The 15,670-nt window shown below is 58.9% G+C and carries 12 protein-coding genes; 8 read left to right on the top strand and 4 right to left on the bottom strand.

The window, feature by feature from the left end; genetic code table 11:
- Positions 1-97: 97 nt before the first annotated feature.
- Positions 98-1,024, bottom strand: a complete 927-nt coding sequence (locus BW958_RS01760) for a tRNA modification radical SAM protein MnmL/YtqA (RefSeq protein ID WP_076573700.1) — start codon at positions 1,022-1,024, stop codon at positions 98-100.
- A 589-nt stretch (positions 1,025-1,613) separates the two neighbouring features.
- On the opposite strand from BW958_RS01760, the gene gltB reads away from it, so the two are divergent.
- Positions 1,614-6,074, top strand: coding sequence for a glutamate synthase large subunit (gene gltB, locus BW958_RS01755; protein ID WP_076573698.1), 4,461 nt, complete (start codon positions 1,614-1,616; stop codon positions 6,072-6,074).
- A gap of 12 nt (positions 6,075-6,086) precedes the next feature.
- Complete coding sequence (locus BW958_RS01750; RefSeq protein ID WP_076573696.1) at positions 6,087-7,502, top strand: FAD-dependent oxidoreductase; 1,416 nt, start codon at positions 6,087-6,089, stop codon at positions 7,500-7,502.
- 67 nt (positions 7,503-7,569) lie between these two features.
- Here BW958_RS01750 and BW958_RS01745 read toward each other — a convergent pair whose 3' ends face one another.
- From BW958_RS01745 to BW958_RS01735, 3 genes are read right to left on the bottom strand one after another with little or no spacing between them, the layout of a single operon-like run.
- Positions 7,570-8,871 (bottom strand): TRAP transporter large permease, encoded by a 1,302-nt coding sequence (locus BW958_RS01745; protein WP_076573694.1) that lies wholly within the window; start codon positions 8,869-8,871, stop codon positions 7,570-7,572.
- Between the two features lies 1 nt (position 8,872).
- Positions 8,873-9,400 (bottom strand): TRAP transporter small permease, encoded by a 528-nt coding sequence (locus BW958_RS01740; protein ID WP_076573692.1) that lies wholly within the window; start codon positions 9,398-9,400, stop codon positions 8,873-8,875.
- A gap of 55 nt (positions 9,401-9,455) precedes the next feature.
- Positions 9,456-10,454: a TRAP transporter substrate-binding protein gene (locus BW958_RS01735; RefSeq protein WP_076573691.1), complete on the bottom strand. Its 999-nt coding sequence runs from the start codon at positions 10,452-10,454 to the stop codon at positions 9,456-9,458.
- A gap of 344 nt (positions 10,455-10,798) precedes the next feature.
- On the opposite strand from BW958_RS01735, the gene BW958_RS01730 reads away from it, so the two are divergent.
- From BW958_RS01730 to BW958_RS01705, 6 genes are all read left to right on the top strand, one after another.
- Positions 10,799-11,920, top strand: a complete 1,122-nt coding sequence (locus BW958_RS01730) for an ABC transporter substrate-binding protein (protein WP_076573690.1) — start codon at positions 10,799-10,801, stop codon at positions 11,918-11,920.
- A 128-nt stretch (positions 11,921-12,048) separates the two neighbouring features.
- Complete coding sequence (mtnN, locus tag BW958_RS01725) at positions 12,049-12,741, top strand: 5'-methylthioadenosine/S-adenosylhomocysteine nucleosidase (protein ID WP_076573689.1); 693 nt, start codon at positions 12,049-12,051, stop codon at positions 12,739-12,741.
- Between the two features lie 44 nt (positions 12,742-12,785).
- Positions 12,786-13,682 carry a cobalamin biosynthesis protein CobD/CbiB gene (locus BW958_RS01720; RefSeq protein WP_076574102.1) on the top strand — a complete coding sequence of 299 codons (897 nt, stop codon included), beginning with the start codon at positions 12,786-12,788 and terminating at the stop codon, positions 13,680-13,682.
- Positions 13,675-14,487 (top strand): cobalamin-binding protein, encoded by an 813-nt coding sequence (locus tag BW958_RS01715; RefSeq protein WP_076574100.1) that lies wholly within the window; start codon positions 13,675-13,677, stop codon positions 14,485-14,487. Before BW958_RS01720 ends, BW958_RS01715 begins: the two co-directional genes overlap by 8 nt.
- Before the next feature lie 12 nt (positions 14,488-14,499).
- Complete coding sequence (locus BW958_RS01710) at positions 14,500-14,883, top strand: rhodanese-like domain-containing protein (RefSeq protein ID WP_076573688.1); 384 nt, start codon at positions 14,500-14,502, stop codon at positions 14,881-14,883.
- A 128-nt stretch (positions 14,884-15,011) separates the two neighbouring features.
- Positions 15,012-15,653 carry a trimeric intracellular cation channel family protein gene (locus BW958_RS01705; protein WP_076573687.1) on the top strand — a complete coding sequence of 214 codons (642 nt, stop codon included), beginning with the start codon at positions 15,012-15,014 and terminating at the stop codon, positions 15,651-15,653.
- The last annotated feature ends 17 nt before the right edge of the window (positions 15,654-15,670 follow it).

Below are 15,670 nucleotides of genomic sequence, written 5' to 3'. Positions count from 1 at the left end.
GTGTTTTATAACAGAAAACACTATAACAGGACGCGCTTAATCACACCATCCGGTTTCATCGAATACGACGTTTCTTTACACTTTTGGCAAAACAGACCTACTCAGGCAACACAAACGGGTGTCCCAGCGCACTTCCCTGCGCGCCTTCCAGAGTCAATCCTTTGGCTATCGCCGTCATGGCACTCCAACGGTTTTCACACCATTCGGGGGCAAGCAAGGTTGGTTTTCGGGCTGACGCAGAGACCCGGTGATAGACCACTTCCGCTGGCGTGTGGCGAATCATGGCGACGGCAGCCTGCACATACTCTTCCTGAGAAATCACCTCCAGACGCCCAGCCTGCCAAGCTTTTCCGAGCGTACTGCCTGCCACCACATGCAGCGGATGCAACTTGATACCGGCCACCCCCACATCAACCACCTTATGCAAGGTATCGAGGCTATCCATCCCCTGCTCGCCGGGTAAACCGACAATCAGGTGGGCGCACACCTTGATGCCACGCACCTGAGCCCGCTTGACCGTTTCAACATACGCCGCAAAATCATGGCCACGGTTGATACGGCACAATGTCGCATCGTGGGCGCTTTGTAACCCCAGCTCCAACCAGATTTCATAACCTTGGGATTGATAGTGTGCGAGCAAATCAAGCACCGCATCCGGCACACAATCAGGGCGGGTGCCCACACACAGACCCGCCATGTCCGCCGAGGCCAACGCCTCTTCATACATGGCGCGTAGATACTCCACCTCGGCATAGGTGCTGGTGTAGGCCTGAAAATAGGCAAGGTAGCGGCGGGCGCGGGTCACTTCATCGCGGCGGGCAGCCAGTTGCTGGACAATCGATAGATGCTGCGCCTCTTCGTCGGCAAACGAGGCCACATTACAGAAGGTGCACCCTCCCCTGCCCAGGGTGCCGTCCCGGTTCGGGCAGGTAAAGGCACCGTGCAGGGTCAGCTTGTGGATCTTCTGGCCGTGCCGGCGCTTGAGATCCTGACCCAGGGTATTGACCAGTTGATGCAGCTCCATGATGCCTCCTCGACAATCGAGGGCGCATTCTAGCGACTGAGGCTGACCAAGCCCTGCGCTGGATCAAGGCTTGACGGGGTCAACTTTCCAATGCTTGCATGTTTAAAAAACAAAACAGCATAAACAGTCACATCGACATGTGAGACATTGGCTATCTGCCGATGGTGATATATACGATAACAAAGATTAACTCATTGTTTTTACTTAAAATAAAAAAGCATTCATGGTTTTATTTTTTGCAAGTCAAAACGCACAAAAATGTGATCTTCGCCAGTTCATTCCCCTAACCCTTCGTAATTTTACTACATGACACGGATTCCCTATGGTCTCCGTCAAATATGAAATAATTCAGATAAAAACACTAAAATGAGAAGGAGATTAGGTTTTACCTAAGATTTCTTCCTCAAAAAAGCGTTTAACATAGTGAATTGTTAGTTGTTTGTAACACGAAAAACAGTCGCTCGGGTCAATTGACCTTGCAGAGAATTACCTTTAGTTTGAAGGTCCGCCACTTCAGGCAGACGGAACCACAAGAGCCAGTCGCTGTTTATGCATTTCGCGACATAAGGCCGAGCAAGGGAGAAATGCAATGTCACTTTATGATCCAAAGCTGGAGAGGGATAACTGTGGCTTCGGCCTAATGGCCCACATGGAAGGGGAAGCCAGCCACAAGCTTGTTCGTCTCGCGATGTCGGCGTTGGCCCGCATGCAACACCGTGGAGGGATTTCCGCCGACGGCAAGACCGGCGACGGCTGCGGATTGCTGCTGCAAAAACCCGACAGTTTCTATCGTGCTATCGCCCAGGAGCAGGGTTGGCATCTGGGCCGCAAATATGCGGTCGGCATGCTGTTTTTAAACCCCGATCCGGTGCTGGCACAACAAACCCGCGACATTATAGAAGCTGAACTCGAGAAAGAGACCTTGAGCGTGGTCGGTTGGCGTAAAGTGCCGATCGATACCAACGTGCTGGGCCCCATCGCCAAAGCCTCCCTGCCGAGTATCGAGCAGGTGTTTGTCAATGCGCCTCCGGGCTGGGTGATGAAGGATCTCGAGCGCCGCCTCTATATCGTGCGCCGCCGCATCGAAAAGCGGGTGCAGGATGACTACTTCTATGTGGTCAGCCTCTCCAACCTGGTCACGGTCTACAAGGGCCTGTGCATGCCGGTGGACCTGCCTCGCTTCTATCTGGATTTGGCCGATATCCGTATGCAGTCGGCTATCTGCGTCTTCCACCAGCGTTTCTCAACCAACACCAGTCCGCGCTGGCCGCTGGCGCAGCCGTTCCGCTATCTGGCACACAACGGCGAGATCAACACCATCGCCGGTAACCGCCAGTGGGCCAAGGCCCGTGGCTACAAGTTTGCCACGCCGCTCATCCCGGATTTGCAGGATGCCGCCCCCTTCGTCAACACCACCGGCTCTGACTCTTCCAGCCTTGATAACATGCTGGATCTGTTCCTCGCTGGTGGTATGGACCTGTTCCGTGCCATGCGTCTGTTGATTCCGCCGGCATGGCAGAAGCACCCGAACATGGACGAAGATCTGCGTGCCTTCTACGACTTCAACTCCATGCACATGGAGCCGTGGGATGGTCCGGCCGGTATCGTCATGACCGACGGCCGTTTTGCCGCCTGCGCGCTCGACCGTAACGGTCTGCGTCCGGCCCGCTATGTGGTCACCAAAGACAAGTTCATCACGCTCGCCTCGGAAGTGGGCACCTGGGATTACACCCCGGACGAAGTGCTCGAGAAGGGTCGCGTTGGCCCGGGTGAGCTGTTTGTGGTCGATACCTACAACTGTAAGGTGTGGACCAGCTTCGAAATTGATGACGATCTGAAAAGCCGCCACCCCTACAAGGAGTGGATGGGCAAGCACTGCAAGCGTCTGGTGCCCTTCGAGCAGCTCGAAGATGAGCACCACACCGGTCAGCGCGAGTTTTCCGACGATCAGCTCAATACCTATCAAAAACTGTTCGGCTACTCCTATGAAGAGCTCGATCAGGTCATCCGGGTGCTGGGTGAAAATGGTCAGGAAGCGGTCGGCTCCATGGGGGATGATACCCCGATGGCGGTGCTCTCCGGCACCCAGCGCAACCTTTACGATTACTTCCGCCAGATGTTCGCGCAGGTCACCAACCCGCCTATCGATCCGCTGCGGGAAAACCACGTCATGTCGCTGGCTACCTGTATCGGTCGTGAGCAGAACGTCTTCAACGAGACCTTCGGCCACGCGCACCGGGTGCTGTTCCAATCGCCGGTGCTGCTCTATTCCGACTTCCACCAGTTGATGGCGCTCAATGACGACTACAACCGTCATCATGTGATCAGCCTGAACTATCGCCCCGAAGAGGGTCTGGAAGCGGCCATCGTCCGTATCTGCGAAGAGGCCAAAACGGCCGCCCAGGCCGGTACCGTGCTGGTGGTGCTGTCAGATCGTGATATCAGTGCCGACACCCTGCCGATCCCGGCCGCCATGGCGGTGGGCGCGGTGCAACGTACCCTGGTTGACAACAACCTGCGCTGCGACGCCAACATTCTGGTTGAAACCGCCAGCGCCCGCGACCCACACCACTTCGCCGTGCTGCTGGGCTTTGGTGCCACCGCGGTTTACCCCTACCTTGCTTACGAGACACTCGCCAAGCAGGTGCAAGATGGCGTGCTGAAGATGGACATGCGTCAAGCCATGCTCAACTTCCGTAACGGCATCAACAAGGGCCTCTACAAGGTGATGTCCAAGATGGGCATCAGCACTGTCGCCAGTTACCGCTGCTCCCAACTGTTTGAAGCCATTGGTCTGTCGCCGTCGGTGATTGATCTCTGCTTCCGCGGTGTATCGAGCCGCATTGCCGGCGCCGATTTTGGCGACATCCAGCAAGATCTGCACAACCTGTCGCGCCGCGCCTGGATTGCCCGCAAGACCCTCAATCAGGGCGGTCTGCTCAAGTTTGTCCACGGCGGCGAATACCACACCTACAACCCGGATGTGGTGCGTACCCTGCAAGCTGCGGTGCGCTCCGGCAACTATGCCGATTACAAGGAGTATGCCCGTCTGGTAAACGAGCGCCCGGTCGCCACACTGCGTGACCTGATGGTGCTCAAGGGGGGTCAAACGCCGCTGCCGCTCGATCAGGTTGAGCCAACCCAAGAGCTGTTCAAGCGCTTTGACTCTGCCGCCATGTCGATCGGTGCCCTCGGCCCGGAAGCACACGAGTCACTGGCAGTTGCCATGAACCGCCTCGGCGGTCAGAGCAACTCCGGCGAAGGTGGTGAAGATCCGCGCCGCTTCGGTACCGAGAAGAACTCGCGTATCAAGCAGGTGGCATCCGGCCGCTTTGGCGTCACCCCACACTACCTGATGAACGCCGACGTGGTGCAAATCAAGGTAGCGCAAGGGGCCAAGCCGGGTGAAGGCGGTCAGCTGCCGGGTGACAAGGTCACCGCCCAGATTGCCAAGCTGCGTTATTCGGTGCCGGGCGTGACACTGATCTCCCCGCCGCCGCACCACGATATCTACTCCATCGAGGATCTGGCTCAGCTCATCTTTGATATCAAGCAGGTCAATCCGAACTGCCTGGTGTCAGTCAAGCTGGTCTCCGAGCCTGGTGTCGGCACCATCGCCTGTGGCGTCGCCAAGGCTTATGCCGACCTGATTACCATCTCCGGTTACGACGGCGGCACCGGTGCCAGCCCGATCACCTCGGTGAAATATGCCGGCTCGCCGTGGGAGCTAGGCCTGGCAGAAACCCAGCAAGCGCTGGTGGCTAACGGTCTGCGCCATAAGGTGCGCCTGCAGGTGGACGGCGGTCTCAAGACCGGTCTGGACATCATCAAGGCAGCCATCCTCGGCGCCGAGAGCTTCGGTTTTGGTACCGGCCCCATGGTTGCGCTTGGTTGCAAATACCTGCGTATCTGCCACCTGAACAACTGCGCCACCGGCGTGGCCACTCAGGATGAGAAGCTGCGCCGCGAACACTTCATCGGTCTGCCCGAGATGGTGATGAACTACTTCAAGTTCATTGCTGAAGAGACTCGTGAACTGATGGCGCAACTTGGCATTGCCAAGCTGACCGACCTTATCGGTCGCACCGACCTGCTCGACGTACTGCCGGGCATCACCGCCCGTCAGGGCAAGCTGGATCTCTCCGGCATTCTGGCCAAGCCGGTTGCCGTGCCGGGCTCTGCCCTATTCTGCCAGCAGACCAACGATACCTTCGACAAGGGGCCGCTTAATCTGCAGATGGTGGCTGACCTGCTCGAGTCGGTTGAAAACAAGAGCGGCGGCGAATATCGCTACGACATTCGCAACACCGATCGCTCGGTGGGTGCCCGTCTCTCTGGCGAAATTGCCAAGCGTTACGGGAACCAGGGGATGGCGGCCGATCCGGTGCGCGTTCACTTCAACGGTACCGCCGGCCAGAGCTTCGGTGTCTGGAACGCTGGCGGCCTTGAGCTGATCCTGACCGGTGATGCCAACGACTATGTGGGCAAGGGGATGACCGGCGGCAAGCTGGTGGTCAAGCCGCACATCGGCGTGGCCTTCAAGTCGCACGAAGCGGCCATCATCGGCAACACCTGTCTCTATGGCGCAACCGGCGGCAAGCTCTACGCCGCCGGCACAGCCGGTGAGCGTTTCGCGGTCCGTAACTCCGGCGCGCTCGCTGTGGTCGAAGGGATCGGTGACAACGGTTGTGAATACATGACCGGTGGTATCGTCACCGTGCTCGGCCCGACCGGGGTCAACTTCGCAGCCGGTATGACCGGTGGCTTTGCCTACGTGCTCGACGAGGACGGCGGTTTTGCCAAGCGCACCAACCCCGAACTGGTCGAACTGCTGGAAGTGGCGGATCTCGCCATCCATCAGGAGCACCTGCGCGGCATTATCACGGCTCACCTGCACGAGACCAACAGTCCGCGTGCCGAAGAGATCCTGGCGCATTTCGACGCCTACGTGCCCAAGTTCCGTCTGGTCAAACCCAAGTCCAGCGACGTGAAGTCACTGCTTGGTCACACCAGCCGGTCGAGCGCAGAGCTCCGGGTTCAGGCGATGTAAGGAGACAGCGAGATGAGCCAGAACGTATTCCAATTTATTGATGTGCAGAGGGTTGACCCGCCCAAGAAGCCGCTCAAGATCCGTAAAATCGAATTTGTCGAGATCTATGAGTCGTTCAACCAGGCCCAGGTGCAGATGCAGGCAGATCGCTGCCTTGACTGCGGTAACCCCTACTGCGAGTGGAAGTGCCCGGTGCACAACTACATCCCCAACTGGCTGAAACTGGCCAACGAGGGGCGCATCCTGGAGGCGGTGGAGCTCTCCCACCAGACCAACAGCCTGCCGGAAGTGTGTGGTCGCGTCTGCCCGCAGGATCGCCTGTGTGAAGGCGCCTGTACCCTCAATGATCGCTTTGGTGCCGTCACCATCGGCAACATCGAAAAGTACATCACAGACAAGGCTCTGGAGATGGGCTGGAAGCCCGATCTCTCCAAGGTGGTCAAAAATGGCAAGCGCGTTGCGGTGATCGGTGCCGGCCCAGCCGGGCTGGCCTGTGCCGACGTGCTGGTGCGAAGTGGCGCCACACCCGTGGTGTTTGATCGCTATGAGGAGATCGGTGGCCTGCTCACCTTCGGTATCCCCTCCTTCAAGCTTGAAAAGAGCGTGATGAGCCGCCGCCGCGAGCTGTTTACCGAGATGGGCGTCGAGTTTCGCCTCGGCGTTGAAGTGGGCAAGGATGTGCAGTTTGCCGACCTGCTTGAAGAGTTCGATGCGGTGTTCCTCGGCGTCGGTACCTACAAGTACATGAAGGGCGGTTTTACCAACGAAACGGCCCCCGGTGTCTATGACGCCCTGCCCTACCTCATCTCCAGCGCCAACCGCTTGCTGGGCCTTGAGAAGAGCAAGAGCGATTACATCGATTTTGCCGGCAAGCAAGTCGTCGTGCTGGGCGGCGGCGACACCGCGATGGACTGCGTGCGCACGGCAGTGCGCCAAGGTGCGACCCGTGTCATCTGCGCCTACCGCCGTGACGAGGAGAACATGCCAGGCTCCAAACGCGAGGTGAAAAACGCCCGCGAGGAAGGAGCCGAGTTCATGTTCAATTTGCAACCTGTGGGTGTGGAGTTGGACGCTCACGGCCGCGCCTGTGGCATCAAGGTAGTCAGCACCGAGCTGGGTGAGCCGGATGCCAATGGCCGCCGCAGCCCGGTGGTGGTAGCAGGCTCCGAGCAAGTGCTGGCAGCTGATGCCGTGGTGATGGCGTTTGGCTTCCAGCCCAGCCCCTCCCCCTGGATGGAGCAGCACGGCATCGGTCTTGACAGCCGCGGCCGCATTGAGGCGCCGGAAAAGAGCGAGTTTGCCTTCCAGACCAGCAATCCCAAGGTGTTTGCCGGTGGCGATGCCGTGCGCGGCTCCGATCTGGTGGTCACCGCCATCTATGAAGGTCGCAAGGCCGCCGAAGGGATCCTCGATTACCTCGGTTGCTAATGGGTGACCTGTTCACGATGTCAAAGGGGAGCCGCTGCGGCTCCCCTTTTTATTGCTATGTGTCGGCTCAGTGCATGCCAAACAGTCCCGGCAGGAACAGGCTGAGTGACGGCACATAAGTAACCGCAAGCAGCGAAACCAGCAGTACCAGGAAGAACGGCAGCATGGGACGGATCAGCGACTGGATTTTTACCCCCGACACCGAGCAGCCGACAAACAGGGCACTGCCCACCGGCGGCGTGCACAGACCGATACAGAGGTTAAACACCATCATGATGCCAAAGTGCACCGGGTTCATCCCAAGGTCAGTGACAATCGGCAGGAAGATCGGTGTGAAGATCAGCACCGCCGGCGTCATGTCCATAAAGATACCGACCACCAGCAGGATCACGTTGATGATAAGCAAAATCACAATCGGGTTATCCGATACCGCCATCAAACCGTCGCTGATGGTGTAGGGAATATCGGCGTTGGTCATGGCCCACGACATGCCGACCGAGATACCGATCAGCAGCAGCACGATGGCGGTGGTGATCACCGAGTCAAGCAGGATGCGCGGCAGATCGGCAAGCTTCACCTGACGATAGACCAGCACCGAGAGGATAAAGGTGTAGACCACGGCGATGGCCGACGCTTCGGTCGCGGTAAACACCCCGCCAAGGATACCGCCCATCACCACCACCACCAGCATCAGGCTGGGCAGTGCATCCCAGAACGATGTGAGCACCACGCGCAAGGTCGGCCGCTCAGCCACCGGATAACCACGGCGCTTGGCGATAATACCGCCCACCACCATCACCGACAGCCCCATCAGGATGCCCGGCACGTAGCCGGCCATAAACAGGGTCGCCACCGAAATACCGCCCGCAGTAAGGGCATAAATGATCAGCACGTTAGAGGGTGGGATCAGCAGCCCCGAGATGCAGGAGGTGACATTGATGGCCGCCGAGTAAGCCGGATCGTAACCCGCCTTTTTCTGCATCGGCGCCATGGTGCCACCCACCGCGACCGCAGCCGCCACCGCCGAGCCGGAGATGGAGCCAAACATCATATTGGCCATCACGTTGACATGACCGAGCGATCCCGGCATCCGCCCGACCAGCACTTGGGAGAAGTTGATAAGCCGCTGGGCGATACCGCCCGAGTTCATCAAGGAGCCCGCCAAAAAGAAAAACGGAATGGCCAGCAGGGAGAAGCTATCGAGGCCAGTTGCCATCTTCTGGCCAATCACGGCGAGGATGGTTTCGAGCGGCAGCATCATAACACCGGCGGCCAGGGTGGCCAGTCCGATGGAGAACGAGATCGGCACGCCGGCAAACACCAGCACAAAAAACGAGCCGAACATCACCAGAGCAATAGTCCAATCCATATCAGCGACCCCCCTTGGCGATAACGGCCGCGCTGTGGCTGCGAGTGAGCAGCTGCTCACTGACGGTCTGCAGCACAAACAGAACGCTGTAGTAACAGATAATCAGGCCGCTGAGCGGCAACACCACATAGACATAGGCCATCGGCATCTGCATCGCCGGTGACAGCTGACCGGTCGAGTAGACCTTGGTCACCAGCGTCAGTCCGCCCCACACCATGGCGCTAGCCGAAAACAGCAGCACGCAGGCGTCAACGAACAACAGATTCATCACCCGCCGCGCCCCTTTGAGATTGGCGGTAAACAAATCGATAGAGAGATGGCGACGCTGGCCGACGGCATAGGCGGCGCCAAGCAGGCCGACCCAGATCATGCTGAAACGGGCAATCTCGTCGGTCATGGTACTGGGCTTTTGCAGTACGTAGCGGCTAAACACCTGCCACACCACGCACACCACCAGCAACGCCATGACAGTGATGGTAAAACCGGCCAGCAGGCGGTCGATGGGTCTCTTGAATGTCTCGATATTCATGATCTCTTCCTTGTACAACAAAGGGCGGCCTTGGCCGCCCTTCTCTGCTCATCCATTACAGGGTGATGTTGGCGCCCGCCTCCTCCACCTTGGTGATCCAGGGGCCCTTGACCGGATCTTGTTTGAACTCGTCATACAGCGGCTTGAGTGCCTGGCGGAACGGCTCCTTATCCACATTGATAAAGGTTGCGCCCTGCTGCTCGGCCTGCTTTCTGGTTTCGCTCACTAGGCTGTTCCACATGGTCTCTTGCTCCTGCTCGGAAGCCTTCACCACCTTGGTCAGCGCATCACGCTGCTCTTGGGAGAGCTTGTTCCAGGTCTTGTCGGAGATGACCAGATAATCGGGCACGGCAGTGTGCTGGTTTTCGGTGTAGTACTTGGTCACTTCCACATGACGGGTCTGCACGAAGGACGGCTCGTTGTTCTCGGCGCCATCAATCACCCCTTGTTGCAGGGCGGTGTAAACCTCACCAAACGGAATCGACACCGGCGAGGCACCGAGCAGCTCGATGAACTTGATGGTGGTCGGGGTGGTGATCACGCGAATCTTCATCCCTTTCATGTCAGCCGGCGAGGTGATGGCTTTCTTGGCGTAGAAGCTGCGGGTCCCGCCCACATAGGCACCAATCGGGAAGAAGCCCTTGGACTTGGTCTCTTCCATCATCTGCTTGCCAATCTCGCCGTGAATGACGGCCTTGAAGTGCTCATCGTTTTTGAACAGGTACGGCAGGCTGAAAATGGAGTAAGCCGGGGTAAAGGCTTCCAGCTCGTTAGCCATAGCCTTGGTCATGTCGAGGGCACCGTTTTGCAGCAGCTCCAGCGTCTCACGCGGGCCACCCATCTGGCCGCCCGGATAGATGCGGATCTTCATCTTGCCACCGGTGGCATCGCTCAGATCCTTGGCCATCTTGACCCAGGTCTGGTGCACAACGTGGCTGGTGTCCAGATTGTGGGCCAGCTTGAGCGTGACGCTCTCCATGGCCTGAGCGGCAAAACCGGTCAGGGTGAGCGGCAGGGCAAACAGAACGCCGGCGGCAATCTTCTTCATATTCATGGATGTTCCCTCAACATGTTTGATCGTTTGACTGCTCGACAAATCACTAATCATCGATTGATTGGCACTATATCGATCCTGATGAAGGCGAAAGGTGAAAAAAGTCACAAACGACAAATAGCTGGAAACGTTGTTTTAATTTTCTAGATCTGCATCACCAAATTAAATAACGATGGATTATTTAAATCAGGTGACCACAGCGAGAAATGTGATCCGGCGCATTCTGGCGGAAAAACTGTCGTTGAGAGGAGACTTAATAGCAGCACAAACACGCGCTGTGATTGCATCGAGTCAGACAAGTGGGAATAATTCTCACTCTTATAAAAACAGGGAGTTCAGAACTGATGTTGAGTGTGAAATTGTTGAGCAAAGTGGTGGCCGCGCTGTCGCTGATGCTGTTGGCCGGTCTGGCCCAGGCCAAGCCGACCGAGCTGGTGGATGTGACCGGCCGCAAGGTGACCGTTGATCTGCCGGCCAAGCGCATCGTGCTGGGCTTTTATATCGAAGACTATTTTGCCGTGGGCGGTGACGCCGCTTATGACCGTCTGGCCGGGATGTCGCGTGGCTGGTTTGTAAAATCCCGTCCAGCCACCTGGGATCTCTATGTGGCGAAAAAGCCGCAACTGGCCAAGGTGCCGGATCTGGGTAGTGTGCAGGATCAGAGCTTCTCTATCGAAAAGACCCTGGCGGTGCGCCCTGATGTGGTGATTCTGGCCGACTGGCAATACAAGGCGCTGGCGCCGGATCTGCCGCGTCTGGAGCAGGCCGGCATTCCCATTGTGGTGATTGACTACAACGCTCAAACCCTCGAGCGCCATCTGGCCAGCACCCGCTTACTGGGCGAGATCACCGGTCAACCGGCGCGGGCCCAGCAGATTGCCGATGATTATCAGCATGTGGTGGATACCATTCAAAGCCGCATCGCCAAGGCGGGCCAACCGAAACCGCGCGTCTATATCGAACTCGGTGACAAGGGCCCGGCTGAATACAGCTACACCTACGGGAAAGACATGTGGGGCGCCATGGCTGCGCTGGCCGGTGGCGATAATATTGCCGCCCCGTTTGTCGATCGCTGGGGCCCGATTCACCCGGAGCAGCTGCTGGCCAGCAAGCCGCAGGTCATTCTGATGGCAGGTTATGAGAGCGTCACCAGTGCGGTGGCCATGCAGGTCGGGCAAGATATTGATGCGGCCAACGTGCTCACTCGCCTCAAGGGATTTACCCAGCGCCCGGGCTGGAGCGATCTGCCGGCAGTGCATGATGGCCGTGTCTATGCCGTCTATCACGGTGCGACCCGCAGCATCATGGATGCCGCCCTGCTGCAATTTATGGCCAAGGCGCTCTACCCTGCCCTGTTCAAGGATCTCGACCCCAAAGCCACCTACCTTGGTTTCTACCAGCGCTATCTGCCGATCCGTCCGCACGGCACCTTTATGCTGGGCTTAAACGGCAGCGACCAGATTTAAGCGACCACCAAACATGAGGGGAGGCACTGGCCTCCCCTTTTTGCATGGGGAGAGGGCTCTGAGTTTGCCGCCGTTGTCTGCTATCATGGCCCCATATACCCCAAGCGATTGAAAACACGAGGTAGATGATGAAAGTTGGGATTATCGGCGCCATGGAGCAAGAGGTTGCCCTGCTGCGCAGCCAGATGCTGGATCTGCAGACCCTCAAGGCCGGTGGCTGCGAGTTTTACAGCGGCAAGCTGGCCGGTCGCGATGTGGTGCTGACTCGCTCTGGTATCGGCAAGGTGGCGGCCAGTGTTGCCACGACCTTGCTTATCGAGAAATTTGCCCCCGACTGCATTATCAACACCGGCTCGGCCGGCGGTTTTGCTCAAGACCTGCACATCGGTGATGTGGTGATCGCCAGCGAAATGCGCTTTCACGATGTGGACGTGACCGCATTTGGCTATGAAGTGGGCCAGATGGCGCAGCAACCGGCCGCCTTCCCGTGCGACCCGCGCCTTATCACCGTGGCCGGTGATGCCATCCGCGAGCAAGGTAAGCATCAAACAAAAGTGGGCCTTATCTGTACCGGTGATCAGTTCATGTGCCAGCCCGATGCCATCGCCAAAGCCCGCGCCGATTTCCCGCTGATGCTGGCGGTTGAAATGGAAGGCGCGGCCATCGGTCAGGTGTGCCATATGTTCCAGGTGCCTTATCTGGTCGTGCGCGCCATGTCGGATATCGCCGGTAAAGAGCAGGTGGAATCGTTCGACGCGTTTATCGAGGTCGCTGGCGCTCACTCGGCTGAGGTAATCCTCGCCATGCTGGCCAAGCTGTGACCCTTCCCCCGCTCGATACCCTGACCGCCGCCCCGGCGGTCATTATGCTGGCGGCTGTGTTACTCGAAGCATTGCTGCCTTGCCCGCCGCGGCTGCGCCCATCGGCGCTGGTGCCGCTTTTGCAGCGGCTCGGTCATAAGGTCTGTCGCCCGGATGGCGGACAGACCGAGCAGTGGCGCTCGGGGCTGCTGATCATGCCGGTGATGTGGCTGCCTTGCGCCGCCCTGCTCTGGTCGGTGCGTAACCTGGCACTGAGCGAACCACTGTTCGATGTTCTGGTGTTGCTGCTACTGATCGAATCGCGCCCACTGCGTGAACTCGCCAGTGCGATTCGCCATCTGCTGGGTAGTGGCACCTTGCCGGTCGCCCGCTTGCAAGCCGGCCCCTGGCTCAAGCGCGAATGCCAGAGCCTCTCCGCCCTGGGCCTTGCCAAGGCGGTCACCGAGAGCTGCACCCTGCGGCTGGTCGGCCAATGGGTTGGTCCCCTGTTTGGATTTGCCCTGGCCGGGGTGCAAGGCGCCCTGCTGTGGCGTCTGGCGCAGCTGCTCAATCAGGCATTCAGCCCCAAATCGGCAACCTTTGCCCATTTTGGCCGTCCGGCCAGCGCGCTCTATCAAGCCTTGATGACGATTCCGGCTCTGCTACTGCTGCTCCCCTTGCTACTGCGCCAAGGGGCGCGAGCGCTAGCGCGCCAAGGATTGCAGTGGCCCTGGCCACTCGGTGGTGCCCTGCTGGGCGCCATGGCGCACACCCTCTCGGTACGCCTCGGTGGACCACGCTTGTATGGCGGTGACAAGCAGCGCTGGGTGGTGCTTGATGGCGGTCATGAGCCCGATGGCCACACTCCGGCCCGCGCGCTGGCGCGACTGCAATTTATCACCTGGTGCTGGCTGGGCCTTGGTATCATCGCCACGCTGGCGGGGTGGGCTGGTGTTGTCTAAATACTGGCTGTGGCTTCTGCTGCTCGCCGCGCCGGTGTTAGCGACACCGCAGCGCCTTATCACGCTCACCCCTCACCTGACCGAGCTGGTTTACGCCATTGGCGCCGGAGATCGGTTAGTCGCGACCGACGATTGGTCCGATTACCCGCCCGAGGTCAAACGCCTGCCCAAGGTGGCCAATTTTCGCAGCATCAACAGCGAAGCACTGTTGGCCCAGCGGCCCGATCTGATCCTGGCCTGGCGCTCGGTGCAATCCTCCATGCTCTCTTCGGTGACAGTGCTCGGTGTGCCGGTCTTTTACTCCGACCCAACCCGGTTTGAGTCACTGGCCGATGAAATGCGGGCACTGGGTAAACAGCTTGATGTCGAAACCCAGGCTAACCAGGCTGCCGATGCGTTTTTGGCGCGCCTTGCCAGCTTGCGTCAGCGTTATGGCCACCACGCAGGCCCCAAGGTTCGGGTGTTTTATCAGCTCTGGTATCCCCCCCTGACCAGCGCCAGTGGCGTGGCCTGGGCTGCGCAAGCCATTGAGTTATGCGGCGGCGAGAACATCATGGCCAACTCGTCAGCCCCTTACCCCCAGGTGGGGATGGAGGAGGTGCTGGCCCGCAATCCCCAGCTGATCCTGGCCGGGACCCACCATTCTGAGGAGTTGGATCACTGGCGCAAGTGGCCTAACCTCGATGCAGTCAAACAGCACCATCTGGTGCTCATCAACCCTGATGAGCTGCATCGTTTCACCCCCAGGGCGCTCAATGCGGTAGAGGCGATCTGCAAGGCGATCGATGCGGTTCGACACCGCTGACAAGGAGTCGCCATGCGTCCTGCCTTGCTGTTTGCCCTGCTGACCGGCGGGTCGGCCTTGTCTCTGCCCGCACTGGCGGCCCTGCCCATCGACCGCGACACCCTGCAAGGCTGGCTGCAACGAGACACCTCGCCGCTGCTGCTTGATCTGCGCAGCCGCAGCGAATACGACAGTGGCCACCTGCCGGGCGCCCGCCCACTCAGCGGTCCACTGCCGGTCACTGACGCCCTCAAAGGCATGCAGCAGCGCCCTGTGGTGCTCTACCACAGCCGGGATCAGGCACTCGATGGCATGGAAGAGAGTCTGGAGCGAGCCGGATTCGAGAAGGTGTACCACCTGCACGGTGGCTGGCAATCCTGGCTGGCCGCCGATCTGCCTGTTGAACACTTTCGTTGATGTAACGAAGATTTGATTGAAATCATCAAAAAAGTGTTAAAGATCCCATTTCAAGTTGCAAATATTGGCAGCGGCCGTCGCCTCCCCTACAATCGCAGCCCCTTCGTTGTCTCTTGCAGGGTTTCGTGATGACAAACCTGGTTGATCAGTGGGTATATGTGTGTGACATGTTCGGAACCGCCGTGTTCGCCTTTTCTGGGGTGCTGGTAGCGGGCCGACTGCGTATGGACGGCTTTGGCGTTCTGGTGCTGGCCGCAGTGACCGCCATCGGCGGTGGCACCATTCGTGACATGATCCTCGGCGCAACCCCGGTGTTCTGGGTGCGCGATCCGCTCTATATCTGGAATATCCTTGCTACGGCCCTGTTTGGCATGTGGCTGGTGCGGCTGCCGCGCCGTCTGCCCTGGTATGTATTGCCGGTCGCTGACGCCTTTGGTCTGGCGCTGTTTACGGTGATCGGCGCCCAAAAGGCGCTGGCCTTTGGCACCTCGGGCCTGATTGCCGTGCTGATGGGCACCATGACCGGTGTGGCGGGAGGCATGATCCGCGACGTGCTGGCCCGTGAAGTGCCGATGGTGCTGCAAAAAGAGATCTATGCCACCGCCTGCATCCTCGGCGGCATTCTCTATACCCTGTCGCTCGAAGCCGGTCTGGATCGCATTACCGCCATGCTAATCTGCATGGTCAGCGTGTTCGGCCTGCGGGTCGCTGCCATCTATTGGCACCTCTCGCTGCCTACTTTTACCTTGGAAGGACGGCGCGCCCACTGATCCACTTGGGAACCAAA

The sequence above is a fragment of the Aeromonas sp. RU39B genome (genome assembly GCF_900156095.1).
Lineage (GTDB): Bacteria > Pseudomonadota > Gammaproteobacteria > Enterobacterales > Aeromonadaceae > Aeromonas.
This window is presented reverse-complemented; position numbering and strand designations above follow the sequence as displayed.

Excerpts from the sequence above, each read along its gene's own strand:
- BW958_RS01760 (WP_076573700.1), bottom strand. The coding sequence starts at position 1,024 with ATGGAGCTGCATCAACTGGTCAATACCCTGGGTCAGGATCTCAAGCGC.
- BW958_RS01740 (WP_076573692.1), bottom strand. The coding sequence starts at position 9,400 with ATGAATATCGAGACATTCAAGAGACCCATCGACCGCCTGCTGGCCGGT.
- BW958_RS01745 (WP_076573694.1), bottom strand. The coding sequence starts at position 8,871 with ATGGATTGGACTATTGCTCTGGTGATGTTCGGCTCGTTTTTTGTGCTG.
- BW958_RS01735 (WP_076573691.1), bottom strand. The coding sequence starts at position 10,454 with ATGAATATGAAGAAGATTGCCGCCGGCGTTCTGTTTGCCCTGCCGCTC.
- gltB (WP_076573698.1), top strand. The coding sequence starts at position 1,614 with ATGTCACTTTATGATCCAAAGCTGGAGAGGGATAACTGTGGCTTCGGC.
- BW958_RS01720 (WP_076574102.1), top strand. The coding sequence starts at position 12,786 with ATGCTGGCGGCTGTGTTACTCGAAGCATTGCTGCCTTGCCCGCCGCGG.
- BW958_RS01750 (WP_076573696.1), top strand. The coding sequence starts at position 6,087 with ATGAGCCAGAACGTATTCCAATTTATTGATGTGCAGAGGGTTGACCCG.
- BW958_RS01705 (WP_076573687.1), top strand. The coding sequence starts at position 15,012 with ATGACAAACCTGGTTGATCAGTGGGTATATGTGTGTGACATGTTCGGA.
- BW958_RS01710 (WP_076573688.1), top strand. The coding sequence starts at position 14,500 with ATGCGTCCTGCCTTGCTGTTTGCCCTGCTGACCGGCGGGTCGGCCTTG.
- mtnN (WP_076573689.1), top strand. The coding sequence starts at position 12,049 with ATGAAAGTTGGGATTATCGGCGCCATGGAGCAAGAGGTTGCCCTGCTG.
- BW958_RS01730 (WP_076573690.1), top strand. The coding sequence starts at position 10,799 with ATGTTGAGTGTGAAATTGTTGAGCAAAGTGGTGGCCGCGCTGTCGCTG.